This window comes from Streptomyces sp. NBC_00887 (assembly GCF_045207585.1).
This window is the reverse complement of sequence record NZ_CP108788.1, coordinates 9,922,485-9,948,069: the sequence shown is the minus strand read 5'-3', so window position 1 is coordinate 9,948,069 and position 25,585 is coordinate 9,922,485. Positions and strand designations below refer to the sequence as shown.

24 protein-coding genes and 2 pseudogenes are annotated in these 25,585 nt (G+C 66.4%); 8 read left to right on the top strand and 18 right to left on the bottom strand.

The genetic code is table 11. The annotated features are described in order from the left end of the window. Window positions 1-462 precede the first annotated feature (462 nt). A complete protein-coding gene (locus tag OG844_RS45330) occupies window positions 463-960 on the bottom strand; it encodes a hypothetical protein (protein WP_406387294.1) in 498 nt (165 codons plus the stop codon). Window positions 961-1,603: 643 nt separating this feature from the next. Between OG844_RS45330 and OG844_RS45325 the strand changes: the two genes are divergently transcribed. The 3 genes from OG844_RS45325 (at window position 1,604) to OG844_RS45315 (ending at window position 4,649) form a co-directional block, all read left to right on the top strand. Continuing rightward, a complete protein-coding gene (locus tag OG844_RS45325) occupies window positions 1,604-2,740 on the top strand; it encodes a helicase associated domain-containing protein (protein ID WP_406387295.1) in 1,137 nt (378 codons plus the stop codon). Between the two features lie 256 nt (window positions 2,741-2,996). After that, entirely contained in the window at window positions 2,997-3,797 is an 801-nt protein-coding gene (locus OG844_RS45320; protein ID WP_406387296.1) for a hypothetical protein, read from the top strand. Window positions 3,798-4,205: 408 nt separating this feature from the next. Then, window positions 4,206-4,649 (top strand): hypothetical protein, encoded by a 444-nt coding sequence (locus OG844_RS45315; RefSeq protein WP_406387297.1) that lies wholly within the window; start codon window positions 4,206-4,208, stop codon window positions 4,647-4,649. A gap of 690 nt (window positions 4,650-5,339) precedes the next feature. Here OG844_RS45315 and OG844_RS45310 read toward each other — a convergent pair. The 5 genes from OG844_RS45310 to OG844_RS45290 all read right to left on the bottom strand — a co-directional run bounded on the left by OG844_RS45310 (window position 5,340) and on the right by OG844_RS45290 (window position 9,205). Then, window positions 5,340-5,771 (bottom strand): hypothetical protein, encoded by a 432-nt coding sequence (locus tag OG844_RS45310; RefSeq protein WP_406387298.1) that lies wholly within the window; start codon window positions 5,769-5,771, stop codon window positions 5,340-5,342. A gap of 27 nt (window positions 5,772-5,798) precedes the next feature. Beyond that, complete coding sequence (locus OG844_RS45305; RefSeq protein ID WP_406387299.1) at window positions 5,799-6,299, bottom strand: hypothetical protein; 501 nt, start codon at window positions 6,297-6,299, stop codon at window positions 5,799-5,801. A 906-nt stretch (window positions 6,300-7,205) separates the two neighbouring features. Continuing rightward, window positions 7,206-8,132, bottom strand: coding sequence for a phosphotransferase (locus OG844_RS45300; RefSeq protein ID WP_406387300.1), 927 nt, complete (start codon window positions 8,130-8,132; stop codon window positions 7,206-7,208). Window positions 8,133-8,138: 6 nt separating this feature from the next. Further along, a complete protein-coding gene (locus OG844_RS45295) occupies window positions 8,139-8,852 on the bottom strand; it encodes a hypothetical protein (RefSeq protein ID WP_406387301.1) in 714 nt (237 codons plus the stop codon). Between the two features lie 44 nt (window positions 8,853-8,896). Then, entirely contained in the window at window positions 8,897-9,205 is a 309-nt protein-coding gene (locus tag OG844_RS45290; protein WP_406387302.1) for an SDR family NAD(P)-dependent oxidoreductase, read from the bottom strand. A gap of 743 nt (window positions 9,206-9,948) precedes the next feature. On the opposite strand from OG844_RS45290, the gene OG844_RS45285 reads away from it, so the two are divergent. Both OG844_RS45285 and OG844_RS45280 read left to right on the top strand, forming a co-directional pair. After that, window positions 9,949-10,743 (top strand): DUF4037 domain-containing protein, encoded by a 795-nt coding sequence (locus OG844_RS45285; protein WP_406387303.1) that lies wholly within the window; start codon window positions 9,949-9,951, stop codon window positions 10,741-10,743. Continuing rightward, window positions 10,740-11,821 (top strand): annotated as a pseudogene (locus OG844_RS45280) (DegT/DnrJ/EryC1/StrS family aminotransferase). The gene OG844_RS45285 and the pseudogene OG844_RS45280 overlap by 4 nt, the downstream one beginning before the upstream one ends. Before the next feature lie 42 nt (window positions 11,822-11,863). On the opposite strand, the gene OG844_RS45275 reads toward OG844_RS45280, so the two are convergent. The 3 genes from OG844_RS45275 to OG844_RS45265 all read right to left on the bottom strand — a co-directional run bounded on the left by OG844_RS45275 (window position 11,864) and on the right by OG844_RS45265 (window position 14,953). After that, complete coding sequence (locus tag OG844_RS45275) at window positions 11,864-12,028, bottom strand: hypothetical protein (RefSeq protein ID WP_406387304.1); 165 nt, start codon at window positions 12,026-12,028, stop codon at window positions 11,864-11,866. Between the two features lie 539 nt (window positions 12,029-12,567). Further along, window positions 12,568-13,719, bottom strand: coding sequence for a pentapeptide repeat-containing protein (locus tag OG844_RS45270; RefSeq protein ID WP_406387305.1), 1,152 nt, complete (start codon window positions 13,717-13,719; stop codon window positions 12,568-12,570). Window positions 13,720-14,005: 286 nt separating this feature from the next. Further along, window positions 14,006-14,953 carry an SDR family NAD(P)-dependent oxidoreductase gene (locus OG844_RS45265; protein ID WP_406387306.1) on the bottom strand — a complete coding sequence of 316 codons (948 nt, stop codon included), beginning with the start codon at window positions 14,951-14,953 and terminating at the stop codon, window positions 14,006-14,008. A gap of 232 nt (window positions 14,954-15,185) precedes the next feature. Between OG844_RS45265 and OG844_RS45260 the strand changes: the two genes are divergently transcribed. Together OG844_RS45260 and OG844_RS45255 are read left to right on the top strand one after the other, a co-directional pair. Next, a complete protein-coding gene (locus OG844_RS45260) occupies window positions 15,186-16,031 on the top strand; it encodes a helix-turn-helix domain-containing protein (RefSeq protein ID WP_406387307.1) in 846 nt (281 codons plus the stop codon). Between the two features lie 572 nt (window positions 16,032-16,603). Beyond that, window positions 16,604-16,835: pseudogene (locus OG844_RS45255) on the top strand (transposase); the annotation flags it as partial. Window positions 16,836-17,124: 289 nt separating this feature from the next. Here OG844_RS45255 and OG844_RS45250 read toward each other — a convergent pair. The 9 genes from OG844_RS45250 to OG844_RS45210 form a co-directional block, all read right to left on the bottom strand. Beyond that, a complete protein-coding gene (locus tag OG844_RS45250; protein WP_406387308.1) occupies window positions 17,125-17,820 on the bottom strand; it encodes a FadR/GntR family transcriptional regulator in 696 nt (231 codons plus the stop codon). A 128-nt stretch (window positions 17,821-17,948) separates the two neighbouring features. Next, window positions 17,949-18,800 carry an amidohydrolase family protein gene (locus OG844_RS45245; RefSeq protein ID WP_406387309.1) on the bottom strand — a complete coding sequence of 284 codons (852 nt, stop codon included), beginning with the start codon at window positions 18,798-18,800 and terminating at the stop codon, window positions 17,949-17,951. Continuing rightward, entirely contained in the window at window positions 18,797-19,108 is a 312-nt protein-coding gene (locus OG844_RS45240; protein ID WP_406387310.1) for an L-rhamnose mutarotase, read from the bottom strand. Before OG844_RS45240 ends, OG844_RS45245 begins: the two co-directional genes overlap by 4 nt. Continuing rightward, window positions 19,105-19,755: a lactate utilization protein C gene (locus OG844_RS45235; protein WP_406387312.1), complete on the bottom strand. Its 651-nt coding sequence runs from the start codon at window positions 19,753-19,755 to the stop codon at window positions 19,105-19,107. Before OG844_RS45235 ends, OG844_RS45240 begins: the two co-directional genes overlap by 4 nt. Next, window positions 19,742-19,843 carry a hypothetical protein gene (locus tag OG844_RS45230; RefSeq protein WP_406396385.1) on the bottom strand — a complete coding sequence of 34 codons (102 nt, stop codon included), beginning with the start codon at window positions 19,841-19,843 and terminating at the stop codon, window positions 19,742-19,744. Before OG844_RS45230 ends, OG844_RS45235 begins: the two co-directional genes overlap by 14 nt. A 214-nt stretch (window positions 19,844-20,057) precedes the next feature. Then, window positions 20,058-21,050, bottom strand: coding sequence for an aldo/keto reductase (locus tag OG844_RS45225; protein ID WP_406395938.1), 993 nt, complete (start codon window positions 21,048-21,050; stop codon window positions 20,058-20,060). A gap of 2 nt (window positions 21,051-21,052) precedes the next feature. Next, window positions 21,053-21,814, bottom strand: coding sequence for an SDR family NAD(P)-dependent oxidoreductase (locus OG844_RS45220; protein ID WP_406387313.1), 762 nt, complete (start codon window positions 21,812-21,814; stop codon window positions 21,053-21,055). Continuing rightward, window positions 21,811-23,163 carry an L-fuconate dehydratase gene (locus OG844_RS45215; RefSeq protein ID WP_406387314.1) on the bottom strand — a complete coding sequence of 451 codons (1,353 nt, stop codon included), beginning with the start codon at window positions 23,161-23,163 and terminating at the stop codon, window positions 21,811-21,813. The genes OG844_RS45220 and OG844_RS45215 overlap by 4 nt, the downstream gene beginning before the upstream one ends. 11 nt (window positions 23,164-23,174) lie before the next feature. Then, window positions 23,175-24,026, bottom strand: a complete 852-nt coding sequence (locus tag OG844_RS45210) for a fumarylacetoacetate hydrolase family protein (protein WP_406387315.1) — start codon at window positions 24,024-24,026, stop codon at window positions 23,175-23,177. Window positions 24,027-24,484: 458 nt separating this feature from the next. Between OG844_RS45210 and OG844_RS45205 the strand changes: the two genes are divergently transcribed. After that, entirely contained in the window at window positions 24,485-25,522 is a 1,038-nt protein-coding gene (locus tag OG844_RS45205) for a sugar ABC transporter substrate-binding protein (protein WP_406387316.1), read from the top strand. Window positions 25,523-25,585: the final 63 nt, after the last annotated feature.

Below are 25,585 nucleotides of genomic sequence, written 5' to 3'. Positions count from 1 at the left end.
TCGGCTATCGGCGGTTGAAGGGAGTGACCTGCCAGCGCAGGGCGCCCCGACTAGAATATCCCAGACGTAGAAGCTCCGCTGGCATCTAAGGTCCCCCTGATCGCGTGGGCTGGGTGCACATAGGAAGTGCCATCAACTTGCCCAGCAGCAATGTCACACGATGTCACCACGTGATGTCACCAGCCGCCACCAGGGATTTCCCTCCCCCAGGCCAGACCACCCAAATACGAGACCTGACACTGGCTCAGTAATGACATCCTCTTGATGGCACCGCAACGACTCTTCACAGTGGGCCGACGTACAGGTGAACCAGGGCTCAGCGCTGGCTGTCCCGTGCGGCCTAGCGAACACCCGGTCATCATCGCCGACAACACGGCGCACCTGACCGTCAAGGCGGCTGCCCTGGCGTGGTGAGGGTGAGGATCTGTGCGAGAACCTGGGATTCGAGCCACTCGGCTACTGCTAACCCATGGGCCCCTGCTGACCCATCGGGTATCTCTCACGAATCAGGAGGCCAAGCTCACCCAGTACGGTGAGCAACGCCTGCCTCGTCCTACGGGCCTCCGCTGCCCAGGCCAAAAGAGAATCTCGGTGGGCCGACTCAGCGGCCAGAGCTTTCATCAACGCTGATTCGTTGTCCACGACCCAGGCAAGCCGACGATCTGCCGCGTTCTCGAATTCGGAGAGCAGGTCTGGGCAGTACACACGCATCATGTTGCGCAGCGTGCGCCTGGCAGCTTTGCGCCTATGCTCGCGGATCAGTCGCTTGAACAAGGACACCTTCGGTGTCAGCTGATTGACGATGCTTCGTTGCATTTGGACCGCGTGAACTGTGCCTGCCATCGGGCCGCCGTTAGACCCGCCACAGATCCTATTCACCGACTCGCCGTAGTCGTACCGCCTCCTGAACCAAGTCCGCCTTGCCGGCCCGATCTCGCCGTCGAGCTTCATCTCGATCAAGCGCGTAGTCTGCTCAGCTGCGGTGCACCACTGATCAAGAATCGCATGCAACTCCATTAGGCTGGCATGTAGCGAGGGCCATTCCGGCGATGCGGTTGCCTGTTGCCTTACACCTCGCACGACCGCACCGCCCGCGCGGGTAATGATGGTTGCCTCTGGCCCTGTGAGCATGCTTTCCCCCAACCGCCGACGCACGTCGAGTCATTGAGCCTATTCCAACCTGCTGTAGGGCGCACGGCGGTCGCCGCGAGCACGGTGCTCGACTGTTTCATGCACCTTCGGCATCCACGGGGTCTTTCTGCAGTCCCCCATCGCAGCGACTGGCCGGGGCTCCGGCGCCGACAACGGAGCCCTCGCGCCCCCTGACGTTGCTTCAGAGGGCCTCAAAACACCCGACGGCTGGCCGCCTAACCCGAAGACCTCAGCCACCCAATACCTACGGACATCAAGAACGTTCTGGTCAGAGGCTTGAGAACCTTGCGTTAAGCCCCCGAGGAAAGACATACGGGCAGTGATTTGTCTCGACTGAGGGGGCGTACAGGGGCGTGATGTCATCCACAGGCGACCCTCCCCCACCCGCACCGAGCCCGCCGAGACCATCGACGAAGCCGACGCCGACCTGGAGTACAAGGACGGCCAGGAGGTGCACGGACCGAGTGCCCCGGCGCGAGAGCTGCTGAAGTTCAGCACTCCCAGGGACCCGGCCGTGCTTGCCGCGTTCATCAAACTGCGGATCCTGGACCCCGAACGCGAGCACTGGCGACGCGGGATCGAGGCCTCCGTCCTCTACAACAGCGAGCACGCCGATCTGCAGGTGCCCTTCACCTACCGCGCCCCCGGCACGACGACGGATGACACCCCCGGCCCTGCGGAGGACGGTGCTGAGGGGACCCAATGGCCGGCGTCGCTGGCCGGGTTCCCGCTCGGGCAGTGGATCGCCGACGCCCGCCGGCAGTACGCCTGCGGCACCATGCCGAACGACCGCATCGACCAGCTCGAGGAACTCGGCATGATCTGGTCCACCGTCGACGTCGCCTGGGAAGAAGGCCTGTCCGCAGCCCGTGCCTGGGCCGCTCTGCACGGCCATCTGCTCGCTCCCTTGGATGCCACCTATCAGGGGGCGAACGTCGGGATCTTCCTGAAGAACGCCCGGGCCGCCGCCCGCCGCGCCGACGACAACACCCATCGCCAGGCCAAAGGCCTCCCCGCCGAAGCCGCGGGCTGGGCCCTGTCGGAGGAGCGGAGGGTGCAGCTGGAGGAGATCGACGCCTCGTGGTGCCCGTCCTGGGCTGTCACCTGGCAGCGCGCCTTCCACCTCACCCGCCTCCACCTCGAAGCCGGCGCACCCCTGCCCACCCGGCCCGGCCAGGCCCTGGCCGCCCTGGGCCAGGCCCTGGCCCAGGGCGAGGACCTCGGACGCTGGGTCCAGACGGTGCGCACCGGGTGGGACAAGCTCACCGGTGCCCAGCAGTGGAGGTGCGAGCAGGTCCTCGGTATCGAACCCGCAGAAGAGGCGGAGAAGCCGAAGCCCTCGATGAGCCAGGCCCAGAAGTGGGCGATGCACCTCACCGCCGCGAGGCAGTTCTTCGAGCGCGAGGGACATCTGAAGGTTCCGAGGAAGCACGTCGAGACGATCAGCCTCCCCGGGCCCGGTGCCGACCGAGAAGAGGAGCGTTCCCTGAAGCTCGGTGCATGGATCGCGAACCAGCGCCTGAGGGCAGCGTCGTTGACCCCCGACCGGATCGAGCAGTTGTCCAAGGTCGGGATGCGCTGGGCGTGATCGTGGGCTGACACTCGGCGAGTCCGTCCCTGGCAGCGTCTTGGCGACCGGCCGGCCGAGCAGGTCCGCTTCACCGGGTCGTGCGGTGCCCGACCCGTTAGCACCGTGCCGCCACCGCTGGCGTAACGGGTTGTCGGGATGCTGCGCGAACCGGGTGCAGGGTCCCCATTCTGGCCTCGTCCTCCATGTTGAGCCTCTACCTCGCTGTGACGATGAGCGCAGGGGCCCCGGAGGGATGAGGAGGCGCGGCACACCGATGGACACCGGCGACGACGTAGAGGCAAATCCCTCAGAGTCCGGGCGGCACGGACGGAAGTGGAAGACGGTTGAGCGGTTGTTGGGGGCGCTAGCAGCACTAATCGCGGTGATCGGTGGCGCCCTGTGGGTGTTCCAGTGGGCGGCCGAGGACTCGCCTGTGGAGAAGGAGCAGAATCTGGTCGAGCAGCTGATGCCGGGGCTGACCTTGGATCGTGCGGCCGAGATCATGGACGACAAGCCGCACTACACTCAACGGCTGGCATCCGGCAACAGGGTCTATCAGTACAACCGGAAATGGGAGCGCATCCAGCTCTTGGTGGACCCGGATAACATCAGCGTGCTGTCTGTGGGGGTCTTTGCGGACAGCACAGACTTCCGCCCCTCGTTCCCGCTCGGACGCAAGCATCAGCTGACGCTCAACCGCACGCTATACGACGAGATCGGCGAGCCATCCGTCCTTTTCGGCGACTGCGGGGTCCACTCCGGCAGCTACTTTGAGGCCCACTCGCTCCTGGAGGGAGCCCCGGCAGCCATCGTTGCCGTGGGCATCCATCAGTCCTTCCGGGGTGACAGTGAGACGAATCCCGCGTGCGGATTCAAGAATCTCCCCGGCTGCGTCCCCCACGACTTCAAGGCAGCCGAAGCCTTGACCGGCGACCACACGACGTGTCTGACATCCGCTCCCGAAGGTGCCTTTCGCAGAAGTACTCCCATCGCCGCATTCGTTGCCACCAAACAGGTCGAACTGTCGGACGACATGTTCCAGTCCCCGTACGTCGTGGGCGGCGGGAACTACTGACCGGACGAGCGATCCCATCTCACGTGCTCAGGGCAAGCAGCGGACGTCCGGGCACGTGGCTGCATGGCTACTCGTTACGGGCGTGCGCGCGAGGCGCCGGGCGCACCCGGACGAAGCTCCACGTCCGGTCGTGCAGGGCTCAATGAAGAACGGCTGATTTAAGCGGCACCTGGGAGAGAACGTCAGGCAGCAGCACTTCTCTCTTCTTCGACTCGGCTCGAAGATGGCTTGGACGGGTTGCGGAATCGACAGTTCTGGGCAATCAAGTTTAGAATTCAATTGACGCCTCCTTATGCCTACCCGTTTGATTGTTGCACCTGACCCAGCATCGAAAATTCATGTACAGCAAAGGTGGGGAACGTGCCCAGGACCACTGTCACGCGTCTACGCGGAGCATTAGTCGCCGCTATGAGCATTGCGCTCGCGGCCGGAATCACATCGACCGCGCAAGCGCAGACCACAGCCATCTCAGCTCTGACGAACTGGAATGTCTATTCGACACATTTTGGTCCAAACGGGGAGGATGCCCCCCTCCGCTACGGCCGCGGCGACGTGGCGGGCTCCGCAGGCTTCGGGAAGCTGCACATCGAAGACAAGCACGCGAGCCAAATGGCCAGCTGGTCCGTCATGAAGAGAGACATCGACAAGACGCTGGACAGGGGCACCTGCAGCACCACCGGCACTTCGGGCAACCGCAAGACCACATGCATCCTGAACAGCAACACCTTCTACAACACACGAGCACGCCAAATGAAGGTGGTCTTCGCGCACCGAGTCGACTCGGACTCCAGGGATGGCCGCCCTGTAGGTATAATCACCGCCTACTACTCCATCTGCGGCTGCTTTCGCTAACGGGGGAACATGTCACTTCAGAGGCAGTACACGGAATACCTGAGGGAACTCGAATTCGACGTCCGGCAAGGAATCAACGATTCTTTGACCTCAGAAAAATACGGCACCCTCAATTCCCTGAACTTCCACGAAGACGATCAAGGCGTCTGGCTTGAGGCATCAGTTCAACTGAGGAAAATCGAGGCGCCGTGGAAGTTTCGCCGTGTCGTAGTTCGACTAGATGGCCCTCTCGACAGCCCGCTCATGGCCTCAACCCTCTTCAGCACAGCCATGATTGAGGACCTGGACACACTCCCGTGGCCGCCAACCAGCGCCTGACCGACCAGCAGGCAGGGAAGCTTTCCCGCAGCAAGTGGAAGCCACCGCAGTGAGCACGCCATCTTGATCGGCAGCGACCGTTCAAGCGCTCCATGACGTCTCGGGCCCGGCAGTGGGCTGAAGGGCGGCGAGTCAGCTTCTCGGTAACAGCTAGAGCTGGCCAGCCTCCGCCCGAGCCCGCAGGAACGCGCAAGAGGCCGCTGTCGGCCCACCGCTCGAGATGCATGAGCGCCGACGACAGTATGCGGTGGTGGTCATAACCCTGCAGGGACGCCGCCTGCCTGCAGGCCTGGACCGCGGCTGCCCGCCGAGAGGCACCTCGGGTGCAGATTTTCGTCGGCACCTCTGGAGCGGCGCCCAGGCAGGTGCCGGTCAGCGCGAACGGCCATGGCTGTTGCCCCTCAGCGCTCGGGCTTGGTCCACCAGGCTGTCGAAGAGCTCCGTACTGATGTTCGGCGGGAGGCCGTCGCCCTTGCTGCAGCAGGGCGGCTTGGTACGCCGCTCCTTGGACGGCTGTTCCACCCTGGCAAGCTTGTAGAGCAGGGCGTAGACGTCCGTTGCAGGATCATCGTCCCGGTGTGGTCCGACGAGTAGGACGACGGCCTGATTGCGCGCGAGAAAGGCTGTGACCACCCGCATGGAGTTGCGCAGGTGCTTGACGCATAGATGCTCGACCACATCGCCCGTCAGCCGATACTTGAGCGCTTTGCAGCCCTGGCTGCGCAGCTCCTGCAGGAAGGCCTCGTAGGCGGTGTGGTCAACGCGCCGCAACCGCTTGGTCTGTTGTTCTGCAAGTAGCGTCACTTGTACGGAAGTTGGCACATCTAGAGCCTACTTCGACGCAAGGACGCCTTTGTCTGTTTTCGCCGAGGCTTCCTCAGCTCGAGTGAGAGCCGGCTTGAGCTCTCCTCTCCGGAGTTGCTTCAGGCTCGTTTGCAGTTCAGCGCTCTCCAGGAGCGTCGCGTCCTGAAGGCGGTACCAGACCGCGTCGAGGAGGCCTCTTTGCTTGCCTGCAGCGCGCAGCTCCCTGACGAGGTGCAGCACCCGGTGCAAGGTCTCGGGGTCGACTCGTTTGGGACTCTCTGTCCTCAGGGGAAGCAGACCCTCGCTGACCCATGAGTGCACGGTGCGACTGCTCAGGTCCAGGAGTGCGGCTGCGATGCTGAGGCGGACCGGGGCGGCGTCATGCAGAGCACTCAAGGCGACCTTACGAAGCTTGTCGGCCTGTTCCGGCGAGGTCTCCGCGATGGCCTCTGCAACCTCCTCGACCTCCTCAACACGGTCAAAAAGCCCCTTGACCTGCTCTTTCTCACGTTCCAGCGTCTGAAGCATGGCAACCCTCCTCCCTTCTTACTTCAGAATATCTCTCCTTTTTCGGAAGCAGCAACAGCTGGGGGGAGACCGTTACACACTTGGTTTCCTCTCGGCCCAGGGCAACGCATCTCTCCGCCTACCCAGCGCTGCCCGACATCCTCAGGAAGCCCGCCCCCACCTGTGGCGGCAGGCGGGGCAGGCGTGAGCGGCGCTTTGACGATCCGTTCTTTCATGGCTTTGTGCTTGTCGCTCTCCTCCGCATCGACCAACACAGAGGCCTGCATGTGGTCGGTCTCCCACACGTGGTTTGACGGGGTCGAGCCGAAGCGCTCCGGGGTAGCGGCTGACCTTGTCCTGGCGGTCGGCGACAGCAAGCAGGGCAGTGACGGTCGCAGCCAGATCCGTAATTCGTACTTACGCACTGATTTCGTCCCGGCATGCTGAGGCACCGATTCTGCAGGCCGCCGGGCCAGGAACACATCATGCTTACGCGCCGCACGCTCCCCTCCCGCGAGACTCCCGCGACGGATGCCGGGTGTGACCGCCACCTGGCTGCCGATCGGGAAGCTGGAACACAGCACCGGCCTGGCGACGTCCTGGTCACCGGCCCAGTCGGCCCGATCGGCAGCCGCCGCCGCCCTCCACGGCTGCCAACCCTGGGACATCGACCCCTGCGCCGGCTGTGCCGGCCCGCTCCCCCGGCGTCAGGTCCCGGTCGTCAGCGACGGTGCGCCCCCGGGCGGAGACCGAGGATGACTGGTGGGGATGAGGTGTCGGGGCTGAGGCCGACTGGGCACTTCGTCAGGCGGAAGTGCTCGCTGGTGTGATCGAGGCTCTCACGGTTGCCAGCACGCCAGGAGCTACTCGACGCAGGCACTCCCCGCCGGGTCCTGGAGCTGATCAAGACCCAGGGGGCAAGCGGGCTCACAGCCTGACGGCCGGAGGTTCCTCCTCCATCGCCGAGAACATCACCCGAGCATGGCCTGAATAGTCGAAGCCGGATCCGGTCGTATGACCGTTCATGCCATGCATCACCAGCGACCAGGTGGCCTCGAAGAACCGCACGACCCACTTCATGGATTGCAGTTCCACGAGGTCCTGCCTCGCGTCCGATCCGTATTCGCCCAGCAGGCGCCGATCGAGGTCAGCATCGAATGCGCCGGCCATGGAAATGGTCGCGAGGTCGTAGAGTCCATCGCCCAATCCCGCGAACTCCCAGTCGACGAGAAAGAGCTGGTCCCCCGAGTCCAATATGTTGTTCTCCCACAGATCATTGTGGTTCAGCCCCGGTGGCGCCCCAGCTTGGGCGGCTCGGTGTGCCTCGAAGTCGTCCAGCCGAAGCAAAGCATCCCCGACGCCCGGCGGAAGTGACAGACCCATGTCGCGCGACTGGCCGACAAGATGTCGGATCCGGTCGTAGATCGCACCCGGGCGCCCCGGCACGTCGGTGAGGCCATGCATCCGGTGAAGGACTTCGACCAGCCGCTTCATCGTCCCCGGACTCCCGAGGCCGCCCCGCTGCTGGGGCGGCAGCGGTTCCACCCACGGCGTGACGATCAGGCCGATCGAGGGGTCGCAGTACAGCACCTCCGGCGCGATGCCGATCGTTGCCGCGGCTCGTGCCACAGCCGCCTCGTCAGGGTGATTCACCCCGAGGCGCGTCGCACTGACGGGGTCGGCCTGCCTGACCACGAACCGCTCACCCGATTCGCAACGCACGACCCAGAGATTGTTGTTGAGGCTCTGCACGCCTTCCAAGGACTCGATGAGAATCGGCCCCGTTTCGGAGAACATCGGGATGGACTCGATGACTGACTTGGCGGCCGGTGTCGGCTCGGTGGTTTTGGCCATAGCTCCTCATCCTCTGACGTTCGGGGTGACAGGCGTGGGCCTAGACGGGGAGTAGGTCGCCAGCGCTCCGTCGCGCAGTTCCAGGTAGGGCCACCGCCCTACCATGCCGCGGAGGCGTTCGGACTCTTCCAGGACGCGAACAGCCGGCGAGCCGGTGATTCCCAGGGTGGCTTCGAGTGCTCCGATCAGGCAGGTCGACAGCAGCTCCAGCGAACCCGGGCCGCAGCGTGAGCTGTCCTCGGTCAAGATGAACCCGATGCCTTCGGTATCGCGCTCGATGACCAGACCCATGCCTGTCGTGTCCGGCTGATCAGCTGTCCGGCTTCGGTTTCGGAACTCGATCTCGTACCGGGGCAGCCGGTGCGGATAGGGCCTGAGCGTTGCGCCATACGCTGTTGCAAGCCCGCCGATCCGGGTCGGATCGGCGGGGAGGTGCCTCAATGCATCCCGATGATTTCGGTCGAAGCCCACAGCCCAGTCAGCCGGTTCGCAGGTCCGGGCGTCCCCGAGGGCCAAGGCGATCGGGACGTCGACCGACATCTGAGCGACACAGGGCTCGCGCTCGTCGTCGGGCTGCCGATGGGTCTCGACCAGCAGTGCCGAATCATGCGCCTGCACGATCTCCTCGGCGCGGAAGAAGAACGCACGGACCAGGTTCTGCCAGGAGATGCCGAGGTTTCGGGCACGTCGATCCAACCCCTCAACCACCTCGGTGCCCACACTGCCGACCGACCGTTCCCGCCCCATCGCCCCAGGCCGCTCTATCACCGGCTTGGACGTTCCCGGGTCACCTCCACGGCGGACCCGGTGCCGGTGACACCGGCGTTGTTGATCAGTACGTCGAGCACCCCGTACCGCGCACCGAGTGCTGCGAAGGCAGTTGCGATGCTCCGGTCGTCCGTGAGGTCGAGCGGTACACAGCCCTTCCTCTCGTACGCCGACAGCTCCCCCATGTTCCGCCCCTCGTCGTGGTCATGGACCGCCAACTCGACGACGTAGCCGCGGTCGAGGAGCAGCCGCGCGGTCTCCAGCCCGAGTCCGCGCTCCGCGCCGGTGATCACTGCTATCGGCACAACACACTCCTTCGCTCGAACACTGACCCAGACATCCGATCTATTCACATGATACAGACAATATCATCGGATCAGTCAAGGGGGAACGTCGAGCTTCGCATCCAGGCATGGCCATCACGAATCCTGACGGCGCAGAGCTCTGCCACATCAACTTCCGCCCACTTGCTGGGAGAAATCTGATGGAGTCGCCGCAACAGTGATCCACGAAGGTGATCAAGATGGCTGATGTTGATCTCTGATCACGCATGGCCTACTGGCCAGTGAGACGATATACCAGAGACAGACATAGGATCTTTACGGTGGACTACTGGCCGAGATCACCGGGGGAAGGGTGGCAATGTCGATCGCCGTCTCACAGGACCGGAACCACCGGTATTCGGTCGTTGTCGAGAGCCAGGTTCTGTCGTCGTCAGGACCGTTGCGAACCGTGTTATCCGGGTACGACGGCGAAGCGCTCGTCGTCGTGGACGAAGAAGTGTGGCAGCGCTGAGGCCATGACGTCGGAGCGTTCCTCGCCCAGGCTCCGCACCGGATCCTCCGGCTCCCCGGAGGCGAGGAGAACAAGATGCCGGCAACAGGCTCGAAGTCGTCAAGGCAATGGACGAGTGCCAGATCGCGCGGCGCTCCAGCCCCGTTCTGGTCATCGGCGGCGCGTCGTGTGCGACGAACGTCGACCGAGTCTTCTGGAACATCTAGGAGGAACAGTGCATCCGACCTCTGAATCGGCAGCTCTGACGGCCGAAATGACGGCAGCCGCAGACGACGCGCTGCGGCTGTTCAAGCACTACGACACCGGCCGCTTCGCACTGACACTGAGCGGCTCCATGAGCAAGGGGACGTCCGACGAGCTGTCTGACACCGACTTCCGCTTCTACTCGGACACGCCGCGTCCGGACCCGGGCCCGGAGTGGGACGCCGACTGGCAGGCGGTACGGCGGCGCTGGGCGGAGAAGGGCGTGGTACTCGACGAACCCTGGTTCCGCACCGTAGCCGAGGTGGACGCGGTCGTGGACTCCTGGCTCGGCGGCCACGGCACGCCCGATGACCTGGTCTGGACCGTCTGGGGCTACCATCCGCTGGCCGACCTGGCGTGCCAGATCCCCGTCCACGACCCCGACGGCCTCGTCAGCCGGTGGCGCGACCGATTGGAGCCATATCCGGACACGGTGCGGCACGCGACGATCCAGAAGTTCCTGCCCGCGCTGCGGTACTGGCGGGACGACTACCACTACCGGAACAAGGTGGAACGCGCCGATCTCACCTTCCTCAGCAGTCTGACCGCAAAGCTCATCCACCACATCCTTCAGGTGTTGGCGGCAGTCAACCGGGTCTACTACCCCGGCGACGGCAACAACCTTCGTCAGGCGGCGGCCTTCCATACCGCTCCCGAACAGCTCGTGTCCCGCATCGCCGCCGTCCTGTACCCGCCGGGTGGATCGGCCGACGTCAGGGCTCAACGGAATGGGGTCATCGCTCTGATCGACGAGACGATCGCCGTGGTCAAGAACTCCGCACTGGACGAGGAGGATGGGGCATGAGCGGCGAGCCGATTGCACCGGCCGGGGCCCGACGGTGGGTTCCATGCGAGGAGGATGCTTCCGGACACAGCTTCGGGCCGGAGGAAGCGGCTCTGCTGGCTGAAGTCCTCGCCTCGGGCCGGCTGCTCGCCGCCTCCGACGGCTTCGTCGGCCAGTTGGAGGCCGAGTTCGCCCACCGGTACGGCGTGCCGGAGGCCGTGGCGTGCTCCTCCGGCACCTCGGCGGTCCAAGCCACGCTCGTGGCCCTGGGCCTTTCGGCCGGTGCCGAGGTCATCACCACCCCGATGACTGACATCGGCGGCGTGTCACCGATCGTCCAGGAGCGTTTGACGCCGGTCTTCGCCGATGTCGACCCGCTCACCGGCAACCTCGATCCGGATTCGGTCGCCGCGGCCGTCGGTAGCCGCACCGAAGCGATCATCGTGACCCATCTCGTCGGCAAGCCCTGCAACATGACCCGCTTGACCGCGATCGCGCAGCGCCATGGCCTGGCCGTCATCGAAGACTCCGCCCAAGCCTACGATGCACGCACGCGGATCTCCCGGTCGGCACCTTCGGCTCTGCCGGCTGCTTCAGCACCCAGCAGACGAAGCACATCTCCGCCGGAGAGGGTGGCCTCATCCTGGTGAACGATCGAAGCCTGGCCGTGCGCATCCGGTCCTGGATCAACAAGGGTGTGGAGAACGGAGTTCGTTCGCGCACGGAGGACCATCCGCTGGCGGGCGTGAACGCACGGATGACCGAACTTCAGGGAGCGGTCGCGCTCGCACAGCTGCGCAAACTCACGGGCTTCGTCGAGTCGCGGATCACGATGGCGGACGAGTTGTCGGCCATTCTGTCGGACGTCGAAGGGCTGACTTGTCCGCACAGCGATGTCGGTGAGATGCAAACCTATTGGAAGTATCTGCTGAGCGTCGACCCCGACCTCCTGCCCGGCGCCCGCGACCGGCTTGACGCAGAGCTCACCGCTCGGAGCACGGTGGTCCAGGCCCCAGTTCACGAAGACCCTGTTCGACTGGTATCCCAGCCGACTCGTCGGTGCCGGGCCGGCGCCGCCGGGGGGCGCGCGGGCCCATGAGCTCGGCGGTGACGTGGTTCTCGTACGCCTGGGGCTGACCGGTCACGGCCGGATCGCCTCCTCGTCCCCGGCGGCGATCCGGGCGCGGAAGACTGCCTCGCCGGCGGCGTCGTGGTGCTCCAGGTGTGTCCACCAGCGGTCCCAGTCGAAGCCGTCGCTGTGGTTGAAGGGGTGTGCGAGGGGGCGCAGCTGCTGCCACTCGCGCACGATGGCCACCTTCTGCCACTCGGTGCGGTCGGCCGGGTCCGTCTTCAGCAGGTGCTCCAGCAGTCCGACAGCGTTGGAAACGTAGAGGCTGCGAAAGAGAGCTCGTCGGTCTCGCCGACGTGTTCGTGAAGCCGCTCCAGCTGCTGGTAGCAGAACGCCTCCAGGTCTCGGACGTTCCCGTGCGTGAGCTGCTCGGCGTAGTGCAGGACAACAGCCCCGGGCTACGGACTTGCCGGCGACGCCGCCAGCGCTCTGGAGCACGGCACAACCTGAGAGGCGACGTGCTGCTGGGCCGCAGCCTCCGGCTTAGCGCCTTCCAAGGGCCCGACGCCGCCCCGGCCGTGGAGCCATCTGAACTACCGCGGCAACCACGGTCACCGACTTCCGGCGCGCACTAATTCACCCGTCTGGTTGGCCGACCCAGACGGTCAAGGTTCGGCCACCTGCCGGTGAAGTCGACTGCGGCGGACGGGGGCGTAGACGACCGTTTCCGCCCCCGGGCTGGATCGGATCGGCATCACTGTCTCTGGGATTTGGAGCTACCAGATGACAGAAAGTCTGACGGCCGAAGGAACAGGCGTGCCGACAGCAACGAGAAGCCCGTCGGGAGCCGGACCCACAGCACAATTGAAGTCCACCGTGGTGCCGGAGAACGCCGCCCCGTCGAAGGTCACTGTTCCGCGGGAGAACGCCGCTCCGTCGAAGGTCACCGTGCCACCGGAGAACGCGGCTCTGTCGAAGTTCACCGTGCCACCGGAGAACGCCGCTGCGCCAAAGTCCATCAGGCCGCCGGAGAATGCCGCTGAGCCAAAGTCCACGAGGCCGCCGGAGAACACCGCTCCGCCCAAGGTCACCGTTCCGCCGGAGAACGTGGCGGAGTTGAAGCGCACCGTGCCGCTGGAGAACGTGGCTCCGCGGAACTCCATCAAGCCGCCAGAAAACGTTGCACCGCTGAAGCGCACCGTGCCGTCGGAGACAACCGCTCCGTTGAAGATCACTACGCTGCCGGAGAACCTGGCTGCGCTGAAGGTCACCGTGCCGCCGGAGAACACCGCTCTGTTGAAGCGCACCGTGCCGCCAGAGAACACCGCACCGCCGAAGTTCATGTCGCCGTCGATAGTGACGCCGGTGAGGTCGAGGTCGCAGCCTTGCCAGGAGCGGTGGGTTTCCTGGGGGCGACGGAAATGGTCCCCGATGAGCCGCAGGATTGTGTGCCGGACCTTGCGAAAGGCCAGGTAGCGGTGGTGTTCCTCCTGATGGGTGGGGTCGTTGCCAGGGTCGGGGGTAAAGGGGAGCTGGAGGTAGGCGCAGAGGACGTCGATGCAGGTCTGGCGAAGGTTGTCGTCGGGGGCGTCGTCGGCGAGGCCGGCCAGGGCGTGGACTCCGCCGAGCCGGACGGCCGGGGAGTCCGAGCCGAGTTTGTCGACGGCCTGGGAGAAGCGTTCGGTGTGGAGCCGGGTGGCTTCGCGGTGGGCGCCGGCCTCGTCGACGCGCTGGCGGCGGTAGGCGACGACTAGGGCGACGAGCGCACCGGCCCCGGCGACCACTCCGAAGGAGAGTTTCACTAGGTCGAAGAGCGTCTTCGCGTCGAGCTTCGCGGTGGTATCGATCTCCTGGAAGTCCAGTAGGTCTACCAGGCCGTAGAAGACGCCGCCCGCGACCAGGACCGCAGCGACGAAGGTGAGGGCCAACGCACGGCCGACCTTCCACAACCGCAGCTCCCGTTCATTCAGTGATCGTGGCCTTCTCCTGGATGTCATGACGAGGAAGACAAAGCACTGAAGTCAGCGGTTGCAGTCAGCTGTTCCACCGCGGCCTCGGGCAGCGGTCCGCGCGTCTCGACTGCGGCCGCACGCTCCCGAGGACGGTGGCAACGGACACTCGCCGCTGGAATGGGCGCGGACCGGACCGTATCCACAGACGGTGCAGCTGCTGGAGGAGGCGGGCGCGGCGAGCTGATCCTGGGAGCCCGCCCCGTCAGGTCCGTGCGGCAGCCAGCATGTCGAGCGACACCTGCCATAGCCGCTCGGCCGCTACGGGGTCCAGGGCGTGGGCGGCGACTCCGCCCGGGTCACCCTCGTGATGGGGATGCGCCTCCTGGCAGTCCTCGAAGTACCGTCCGCCGATGCCTTCGAGCCCCGGCCACGTTGCCACCAGCACGGAGGTGGCCGCGCCCTGCTCGGGCGTCTTGAAGACGTAGCCAGAGGCGATCGCCTTGTCGAGTTCGTCCTGGCTCATGTGGCGTGTCAGGTTCGACAGGATCGCGCCGGGGTGGACGGCGTTGGCGGTGACGCCGTCACCGGCCCAGCGCCGGTTCGCCTCGACCGCGAAGAGCGCGTTCGCCGTCTTGGACTGGCCGTACGCGAGCTCGGTGTCGAACGGCGTGCGGCGGAAGTCGATGTCGTCGAAGTCCACCGGCTGTCGCAGATGCCCGACCGAGCTGAGCGCGACGATCCGCGCCCGGTCAGCGGCGGTGAGTGCCGGGTACAGGCCGGTGGCGAGCGCGAAGTGGCCGAGGTGATTCGTGGCGAACTGGAGCTCCCAGCCCTCCGATGTCCGCAGCTCGGGTGTGTACATCACACCAGCGTTGTTGATCAGGATGTCCAGCGGGCCGTCCCACGCGGCGGTGAACGCGGCGACGGACCGCTGGTCGGCGAGGTCGAGCGGCGCCACGAGCACCTGCTTGTTGCCGGTGGTGCCGGTGATGTCCTGGGCGGTGCGCTCACCAGCCTGGACGTCGCGTACGGCGAGGGTCACCTCGGCGCCCGCGCCGGCGAGCGCGCGAGCGGTCTCGACGCCAATGCCGGAGGAACCGCCGGTCACGACGGCGCGCCGGCCGGTGAGGTCGATACCGGCGACGACCTCGGCCGCGGTGGACTCGGCGTTGAAGGGGGTGGTGATCGGGCCGGTGGAGTCGGTGGTCATGGGGGCGGTCTGCCTCTCTACGTCGTACTCGCGGAAGCCGGGCCCGTCGGATGTCACGGCTTTTCGAACATCCCGGTCGGCACCCGTCAAGCCAACCACCTGGCGGGGGCATTCAGAGGAGGCGGAGGAGCCCGGCTCCACCTGGGGTCCAGCCGACCGGGGGTTCACCAGGCCCCCTGTTGGTCTCACCGGTTCCGTCCGTCGATTGAGGACAGGCCTTAGCCTGGAGACCATGGATGACACCTCTCCCAGTACCGGCGGCAGCACGGACCTGCGGGAGTTTCTGCGCTCGCGGCGGGCCCGGATCACCCCTGAGCGGGCCGGCCTGCCCCCGCAGCCGGGAGCCCGGCGGGTGCCCGGGCTGCGGCGCGAGGAGGTGGCGCTGTTGGCAGGGGTGAGCGTCGACTACTACGTACGGCTGGAGCGCGGCCGGAACGTCAACGTCTCGCAGACCGTGCTCGACTCCGTCGCCCGCGCCCTGCGTCTCGACGAGACGGAGCGGGGCCACCTCTTCGATCTCGCGCGCCCCGCCCGCGCCCGCCGCCGCCCGGAGACGCCGCAGCGGGTACGACAGGGGCTCCACCGGCTGCTGGACACGCTCGCCGACAGCCCGGCGCTGGTCATCGGCCACCGAATGGACGTCCTCGCCGCCAACCGGCTCGCCCGCGCCCTGTACACGGACTTCGACGCGCTGCCGCACCGGGAGCGGAACCTGGTCCGGTACCTGTTCCTCGACCCGGCCGCCCGGGAACTGTACCTCGACTGGCCGTCGGCGGCGCGGGGAACGGTCGCGGGCCTCCGTCTGTACGCCGGACGCCACCCCAACGACCTGCGGCTCGAGGAACTGGTCGGTGAACTGTCCCTGTGTGACCCGGACTTCCGCCGCTGGTGGGCTGACCACGACGTACTGCGCCGCAGCCACGGCACCAAGCGCTACCACCACCCCGTGGTCGGCGACCTCACCCTGGACTACGAGGCACTGACCCCGACCGACGACCCGGACCAGTTGCTCGGCCTCTACACCGCCGAGCCGAACTCACCGTCCGCCAGGGCCCTTGCCACTCTCGCCCGCTCGTGACCGTCGGGAGCGATGAGCCGGGAGAAGCCGAAGAGGGCCGGCATCCGTCGACCGCTCACCGATGAGCCCGTAGCCCCCGCCGCGACGAGCACGAAAGCGATGAACCCGAGGGCTGTCTTCTTGGGCCGAGCCTAGACTGCGGGGCGGCTGGTATCGGCCGAAAGGATCCCGGCGCGCGACCAAAGTAGTCGGTCAGCGAGGGCCGCGGCGTTCGCACGCCAGAATCAACCGAGCCCTGAGGGCCGTGTCCTGAGCCCCCTTACGCCGCCGCCCCCACCCGTTCCACTCGGCTCGTTCAGCATCAGTCAGGTCCAGCGGCGCAAGCTTCGGACCAGGACGAGTCATACGAGAAACTGTAAGCCAACTACTGGCTCAGGACACTAGCCCTCCAGCAGCGGTTCGCTATCTGGCCTGGTCAGAGGCGTCGTCGGGAGTGAAGTGGGCTGATGGTGGGTCAGAGGCGGTCTTGCCGGATGCTGCCCTCCAAGGAGTGGCATCGAGCACGGTCCGAGCTGTGGTGAGGGCAGCCTCCCCGGGCGATCGACGTGCCCTGCTCGGCTCGGTCGGCCGCAAGAGGCGGCTGGCAACTGGCAGAACACGCAGGTCACCGCACCCCCGACGGCCTGCGACGGCTGCTGAACGGAGCCACCTGGAACGCCGACGACGTCCGCGATGACCTGCAGACATACGTCGCTGACAAGCTCGGCGAAGCCGACGGGGTCCTCATCCTCGACGACAGCGGCTTCGCCAAGAAAGGCACCACCTCCGCAGGGCGTGCAGCGCCAGTACTCGGGCACCGCCGGGGCTCGCGTCTGAATAACTGCCAGGGTTGATCTGCGCAGGTGTCGTCGCGTGATGGTAGGTGGGTTTGTAGTTGCGCGAGGTTACGGGCGGGGGTTCCGGGTAGCGGTGTGACCGCGATGTGGTGCGGGGTCCAGGAGGCGGTGGCCGTCTTGGAACTGGATCGAGCCGCGCAGCACGAGCTGACGGAGGACCACATCGTCGGTGGGACCGGTAGTTGATCAGCCGTCCGCTGAGCCCGAACCGGCGAGCCCGGGCACGGGAAGGCTGCTGGAAGCGCCCCGGGCTCCGTTCAGCCCAGCGGTGACTCGGAGGTGCCCAGCATGCCGCGCAGCCACTGCTCGACCCCCGCCACATGGACCGTCGCCCACGCTGACGCGAGATCGGGATTGCGGTCTGCGATGGCCTCCATGATGGCTCGGTGCTGTTGACGAGTCCGCTCGACGGCACCCTCCTCCGTCATACCGCGCCATATCCGTGCCCGTGCTGTCGGGCCGGACAGCCCATCGATCAGCGAGCAGAGCACGGTGTTCCCCGAGCCGGACGCGATCCTGCGGTGGAACTCGAGGTCGTTGTCGATCAGCTCCTCCAGCGCGGCATCCTCGCTGAGGCCGTCGAGTACCTCCCGCAGAGCAGCGATGTCCTTGTCGGACATCACCCGAGCGGCCATCGCCGCCGCCGCAGGTTCCAGGATGCGGCGAACCTCCAAGAACTCCAGGACAGTGTCGTCCTGGTGGAATTCGACCACGAAACCCAGCGCGTCCAGGAGCAGGTTCGGCTCCAGGCTCGTAACGTACGTGCCGTCGCCCTGCCGTACGTCCAGGACGCGGATGAGTGAGAGTGCTTTGACCGCCTCGCGCAGGGAATTGCGTGACAGGCCGAGCCGCTCGGCGAGGACGGCCTCCTTGGGAAGCTTCGAGCCGGGACGGAGCTCACCGCTGACGATCATGGCCTTGATCTTCTCGATCGCCTCATCGGTGACTGGCACTGCTAAGCCTCCCAGGTTCCTGTTCTCTGAAGCATAGTCCCAGCGCGACCGGGCAGGACGCGGCCTGACTGCGGCGGCCCAGCCGGGTCGGAATGCGTCGATCACATCAGGCTCTGGCACCTGATGCGCTACAGCCGATAGACCCGGGTCGCGTTGCCGTGGAACACCGCTGCCTTCTCCTCTACGCCGAGTGAATCTGTGAGCTCGTCGGCGACTTCGACGACGGTGCTATATGAGGCTTGCAGGGTGCACACGGGCCAGTCGGAACCGAACAGCAGACGTCGCGGGCCGAAGGCATCCAGTGCCGTCTCGGCATAGGGCTTGAGATCCTGGGTTCGCCAGGAACCCGGAGCGGCCTCAGTGACCATCCCGGAGAGCTTGCACACGGTGTTGGGCAGGGCCGCCAGGCGTCGCAGGTCGGTTGCCCAGGGGTCGAGCCAGCCGCTCGCGATCAACGGTTTACCGAGGTGGTCGACGACGAAGGTCAGGCCGATGATCTGAGCCGCGGCGGCCGCCGCCGCGGCCAGCTGGTGCGGCTTGACGACAAGGTCGTAGGCGAGACCGGCCTCGGCGACAGCGGTGAGGCCGCGCTGCACATCAGGACGGAGCAGCCAATGCGGATCGGGCTCCGCCTGAACTTGGTGACGGATGCCGACAAGGTGTTCCCCGCCGGGTTGTTCGCGCAGGGCGGCGATTGCATCGGCAACATCCGGGGCCGTCAGATCGGTCCAGCCGACGACACCTGCGACGAGGTCGCTGCGAGCCGCGAGAGCCAAGAGCTCAGGTGTCTCCTCAGGCACGCAGACGGTCTGGACGACCACGGTGCCGACCACGTCGGCTGCACGCGCCTCGGTGGCGAGGTCCGCAGCGGAGAAGGAGCGTGCCAGCGGCGCAAGCTCCTCGCCCGCGATCCACGGCTGCGGGCGTACCGTGAGGTCCCAGACGTGATGGTGCGCATCAATGATCGGCCGATCCGTCACAGCTGCCACACCACCGGGAGCCCCGCCGCCGCGCCGGCCTCGGAGTAGTCGTGGACGACGTCGAGGAACTCGGCCATTCTGGCCTGCCAGACGATGTTGACCGGAAGGTGCTCCAGCTCGGCGAGCAGGCGCGGATAGTCGTCGCACTCGAGGAGGTGGAAGAGTTCGCGGTCGCTGCGCCAGATGGTCCAGGACGTGACTCCGGCGGCCCGGATGGCGGCAGTGAGTTCCTCGGGCACGGCGCGGTGGGCAGCCTCGTACTCCTCGATCCGGTCCGCGCGGACGCGGGTGTGCAGGGCGATTCTCATGGCTGCTCCGAGGACGTGGGGTCGACGACGATGACGTCTAGGGTTCGGGGGCCGTGTACGCCTTCGACCCGGTCGAGCTCGATGTCACTGGTGGCGGACGGTCCCGAGAGGAAGGTCAGGGGCATCCGCGGGTCAAGTCGCGCGAGGGCACCGGGGACGTCGTCGGCGATCTGCTCGGCACGGATGATGCAGAGGTGGTAGTCCGGAATGAGCGTCAGGGCGCGGCGGTTTTGGTCGGCGTCGGCGTCCGAGACGATGGTGCCGGTGACAGGGATCCCGGCGGAGGCGAGCGTGATCGCTCCATCCATGGTGTCCAGGGCGGGCACGTCCATTGGTTCGGGATGCCACTCCCAGTCGCCCGGCGGTAGCAACTCGCCAGGGAACCCGTCCGGCGGCGCCAGTCGTGTGGCGCCGCGCAGGCTCAACGCGGTGGCTATGGCATCGCGCAGTCCTGCACGATCGGTACGGGAGACGGCGGCACGGTAGTCGGCGACCCGTTCGGCAAGGAGGGCCACGGTGTCCTCGTCCGGTTCGGTATGGGTTTTCCGGTAGTCCCGAGGGACGGGGACGTCATCGGGCCGCTCGCCCAGCGGGACGTCGGTGAGGGCGGCGTGAACGCGTCCGAGGATGGCCTCACGGCTGCTCATGGTCACCTTCCCGGTTCCTGCGCCACCAGCTGCGGAAGGACTCGGCCGGCGGCGCCGGTGTGTCGCGGATGTCTGACCAGCCGTGCAGCGGGCTGGGAAGCCGCCCGATGTGCCCGCCCCTGGCGAGGAGACGTCCGCCGACCGCCGCAGCCTTCTGGGCCGGCCAGCACCCTGGGGTGGTCGAGGACGGAAGCCGCCGCCTTCATCACCATGGCCTCGGGGCTGGGCAAGCGCTTGGCAGCACGCTTGGCCTCGACGGCACATGATGTCGTTGAAGCAGGTGATGAACAGCGCGATGCGCATCAGCCCTGCTCTTGGGGGGTCGGCACGTCGGCGGCGAGCAACCCGCGCTCCTTGAGCTCGGCCCAGAGCGCGACCGGGATGGGGAAGTGGAGCATGGCGACGGCGTCCTCGATCTCGGGGGAGTTGCGGACACCGACCAGGACTCCGGAGACGGCAGGGTGCCCGAACGGAAATCGCAGGGCGGCGGCACGTAGGGGCACGCCGTGCGACTCGCAGACTGTTTTGAGGTCGAGCGCGCGTGCCACCAGGTCACTGGGGGCAGGGGCATAGTCGAAGGTCGCACCTGGACGGGGGTCGGCGAGAAGGCCGGAGTTGAAAACGCCGCCGATGACGACGCCCACGTCCTGCTGAAGGGCGAGTGGCAGCAGTTCGTCGAGTCCGCGCTGGTCGAGGAGGCTGTAGCGGCCGGCCAGCAGGACGGCGTCGATGTCGGTGTCCCGGATGAATCGGACGAGCAACTCGGTTTGATTCATGCCGACGCCGATGGCGCCGAGGATACCTTCGCCCCGCATGCGTTCCAGTTCCGGGTATGCCTCGTCCAGGGCCTGCTCGGCGTGGTCGTCCGGGTCGTGCAAGTAGGCGATGTCGATCCGGTCGAGGCCTAGGCGGTTCAGGCTGTCCTCGATGGACTGGCGCACGCCCTTGGCGCTGAAGTCCCAGCGCCTGCGGTGTGTGGCGGGCACGGCGAAGCCATTGGCGAGGTCGTTGCCGATGCCATCCGGCGCCGGGTCGAGGATGCGTCCCACCTTGGTGGACAGCACGTACTCGTGCCGAGGCATGCGGCGAAGCGCATCGCCCAGTCGCCGTTCCGACAGGCCCAGTCCGTAGTGGGGGGCGGTGTCGAAGTATCGGATTCCACAGGCCCAGGCGGTGGCCAAGGTCTGCTCGGCCTGTACGTCGCTCACCGGCGTGAACAGGTTGCCGATGCCGGCCGCACCAAGGGCGAGTTCACTCACCCGCACCGTGCTGTTCCCGAGTCGGTTCTGACGCAGCATCACGGCTTTGGCTCCGGTCGCAGGCGCAGGCCCGCCATGCCGCCGTCGACCGCGAGGGCCGTCCCGGTGGTGCTGGCGGCTGCGGGGGAAGCGAGGTAGGCAATGGCGGCAGCCACTTCCTCGGCGGTGACAAGCCGGCCGTTCGGCTGACGGCCGTTGAGTGCGGCCCGCTCCGCGGCCGGGTCGTCGGTGGCCTCCAGCAGCCGCCCCACCCACGGGGTGTCCACGGTGCCGGGGTTGACGCAGTTGACGCGGATGCCCTCGCGAACGTGGTCTGCGGCCATGGCGAGGGTGAGCGAGAGGACCGCACCCTTGCTCGCGGAGTACAGGGCCCGCTGGGGCAGGCCGGCGGTGGCGGCGATGGAACAGGTGTTGATCACCGAGGCACGGGAGGAGCGGCGCAGGTATGGCAGGGCGGCACGGGTGGTGCGCACGATGCCCAGCACGTTGACGTCCAGGACGCGGAGCCACTGCTCGTCCGGGTTGTCCTCCACCGTTCCGACCGCCCCCATGCCGGCGTTGTTGACCAGGATGTCGATCCCGCCGAGGGCTTCGGCCGCCCCTTCGACGGCCGCGCGGACGGATTCATCGTCGGCGACATCCGCGGTGAAGCCGCGCAGCGATGTGCCGATGCCGCTGGGGTCGACGTCGAGTACGGCGACGTCCGCTCCGCGCTCGCTCAGCAGCATGGCGGTGGCGAGGCCGATACCTGATGCACCGCCGGTGACCAGTGCCCTGTGTCCGTAGAGGTCGGTGGTCATTCCTGGTCCTCTGGGTCCGTGGCGGGCTCGGTGCGGGCCGCGTCGGAGACCCAGAACGCGCCGTGGGGGTAGGTGAAGGCGTCGATGCTGCTTTGATGCATGTCGGCGGAGAAGCCGGGCCTGGTGGGTGCCTGGTAGTGGCCGTCGCTGATCACCACTGGGTCGACGAAGTGCTCGTGGAGATGGTCGACGAACTCGATGACCCGGTCCTCGGTGCTGCCTGACAAGGACACGTAGTCGAACATCGACAGGTGCTGGACGAGTTCGCACAGGCCCACGCCTCCGGCGTGCGGGCACACCGGGACGCCGAACTTCGCCGCCAGCAGCAGGATGGCGAGGTTCTCGTTGACTCCGGCCACCCGGGCCGAGTCCATCTGGAGGACGTCGATAGCGCCAGCCTGGAGGAGCTGCTTGAAGACGATACGGTTCTGCACGTGCTCGCCGGTCGCGACCTTGATGGGGTGGACACCGCGGCGGATGGCGGCGTGGCCGAGGATGTCGTCCGGGCTGGTGGGCTCCTCCACCCAGTACGGGTCGAACTCCGCGAGGGCTGTCGTCCATGCGATGGCCGCCGCGACGTCCCAGCGCTGGTTGGCGTCGATGGCGATCCGAATTTTCGGTCCCAGCGTCTCGCGGGCCGCGCGGCATCGACGGATGTCGTCCTCCAGGTCGGCCCCGACCTTCAGCTTGATCTGAGTGAAGCCTTCCGCGACGGCCTGCCTGGCCAGGCGGGTCAGCTTCTCGTCGGAGTAGCCGAGCCAGCCAGGGGAGGTGGTGTACGCGGGGTAGCCGTGTTTCAGAAGCTGGGCGGCGCGCTCGCTAGCCCCCTGCCTGCCCTTGCTGAGCAGTTCCAAGGCCTCGTCGGGGGTCAGGGCGTCGCTGATGTAGCGGAAGTCGACCTGGTCCACCAGCCATGCCGGATCGGCGTCGGCCAGGAGCTGCCACAACGGCTTGCCCTCATGCTTGGCTGCGAGGTCCCAGACGGCGTTGACGACGGCCCCGATCGCCATGTGTATCACGCCCTTCTCCGGGCCCAGCCAGCGCAGCTGACTGTCCCCGATGAGGTCGCGATACAAGGAGCCGGGGTCGGCGCACAGCGCGGCGACGGAACGTCCGACGATATGGTCACTCAACGCGTTGATGGCAGCAACCTGAACATCGTTGCCACGGCCGATGGTGAAGGTGAAGCCGTGTCCCTCATGGCCGCCGGACGAGGTACGCAGGATGACGTACGCGGCGGAGTAGTCGGGGTCGGGGTTCATCGCGTCGGACCCGTCCAACCCCCGCGAGGTGGGGAAGCGGATGTCGTAGGTGTCGACGGCGGTGATCCGCGCTGTGGTTGCGGACAACTCGATGCCTTTCACGCGTTGATGAAGGTCTGGCGCTGGGTACCGAGGCCATCGATGGACAGCTCGACGACATCGCCTTTGCGCAGGTAAGGGGTACCCGGCAGGCCAAGGGCCACGCCGGCCGGAGTGCCGGTGTTGATGACGTCGCCCGGGCGCAGCACCATGTACTGGCTCAGGTACCAGACCAGATGGGCAACGTTGAAGATCATGTTCTTGGTGGTGCCGTCCTGGCGTGTGGTGCCGTTCACTGTGAGGCGCAATCCCAGTGCTTGAGGGTCGCTGACCTCGTCGGCTGTGACCAGCCAGGGGCCCATCGGGTTGAACGTCTCGCAAGACTTGCCGAGGTCCCACTGGGGGGAGAGTTCGAGCTGGTACTCGCGCTCGGAGACATCGTGACTGACCGCGTAACCGGCGATGTGCTCGGCGGCCTCGTCCGGGCTCGCCAGGTAGCGGGCCTCGCGTCCGATGACGACCGCTAGTTCGACCTCCCAGTCGGTTTTCACCGAACCGCGCGGGATGAGGACCTGGTCATAGGGGCCCACCACGGTGGCCGGGTCCTTCATGAAGACGACCGGCCGCTCCGGGACGGCCGCGCCGGTCTCCTCTGCGTGGTCGCGGTAGTTGAGACCGACGCACACCACCTTGCCGGGGCGAACGACAGGCGCGCCTATCCGCTGACCGACCGAGACGAGGGGCGGCAACGCGCCGTCGGCAAGCGCCTGCCGCACCTGGCCGATCCCTCCAGAGGCGAGGAAACTCGCGTCGATGTCGGCAGTCAGGCTCCGCAGGTCGTGCACGGTGCCGTTCTCTCCAAGAACTGCCGGAATCTCCGCCTCTGGCGCACCGATGCGCAGTAGCTTCATGCTCGTCTCCCGTTCGATGCGCTGGACGACAGCGCCTCGCAGATCAACACATCGGATGAATCCGTCTAGCGCGATCATACGGCCGACATCACCCGTCCGCAAGAAGTCATCCGATGACTGCGGACGATCACATGCGGAGGACTGCACAAATGTGCAGGTCAGAGGCGATCTAGAAAGCTCCGCGGGAGCGATCTCAGGTTGACGACGCCACGGGTACGAATGATCAGGGTTGTCCTCTTGTCAGGCCGTTTCCCGACTCGTATGGTCCTCATTATCACAAGCCATCCGATGACTGTGGGGCTAGATCCGCCTCCCGCCGCGGATCACACGGGGCATCAACCGGCCGCTCTCCCTGGACGAGGGCATGACCAAGGCCGGGTCACCTCTCGGTATGGGCCTCGATCCCCCTGTCATGCCAGACAGAACGCGTCGGCAACCCAGCCAAGGAGAACAGCACGATGAAGCCTCGCTCCTCCAGAATCGCGGCCGCCGCCGCCGTGGCCCTCGTCGCCGGCTTCGCCACGGCCTGCAACCGCGACAACACCGACTCCGTCTCCAGCAGCGACGCCTCGGTCGGCATCGACCTGCCGCGGTCGGACTCCGACTTCTGGAACTCCTACGCCCAGTACATCGACCAGGAGACCAAGCACCAGCGGGTTAAGACCCTGCCGGTGAGCAACTCCCAGAACGACGTGACCAAACTGGTTGCCAACGTCCAGGTCTTACAGAACACCGGAGCGAAGGCTGTCGTCATGGCGCCGCAGGACACTGGTGCCATCGCCTCCACGCTCGACCAGCTCGCCACGAAGAAGATCCCCGTCGTCAGCGTCGACACACGCCCCGACAAGGGTGACGTCTACATGGTCGTCCGCGCCGACAACCGGGCGTACGGCACCAAGGCATGCGAATACCTCGGGGAGCAGCTCGGCGGCATGGGCAAGGTCGCGGAACTGCAGGGGGCCCTCGACTCCATCAATGGCCGTGACCGCTCCGAGGCCTTCGCCTCCTGCATGAAGGAGAAGTTTCCCGGCATCAAGGTGATCGAGCTGGCCACCGACTGGAAGGGCGACGTCGCCTCGGCGAAGCTCCAGTCGACCCTGTCGGCTCATCCGGATCTGAACGGTATCTACATGCAGGCCGGTGGGGTCTTCCTGCAGCCGACCCTCACCCTGCTGAAGCAAAAGGGCCTGCTCAAGCCCGCCGGAAAGCCCGGGCACATCACCATCATCTCCAACGACGGCATCCCGCAGGAGCTCGACGCGATCCGTAAGGGACAGATCGACGCCACCATCTCCCAACCTGCCGACCTCTACGCCCGGTACGCCGTCTACTACGCCAAGGCGGCCGCCGAGGGCAAGACCTTCAAGCCCGGCCCAACCGACCACAACTCGACCATCGTCAAGCTGCCCAACGGGCTTGAGGATCAGCTCCCCGCTCCCCTGGTCACCAAGGAAAACGTCGACGACACGGCCCTCTGGGGCAACTCCATCAGCTAGCAGTCCCCGTGCCCGTGAGCGGCGGGCGGGCACTTCCCCCGGCCACCCGCCTCTCATGGAATC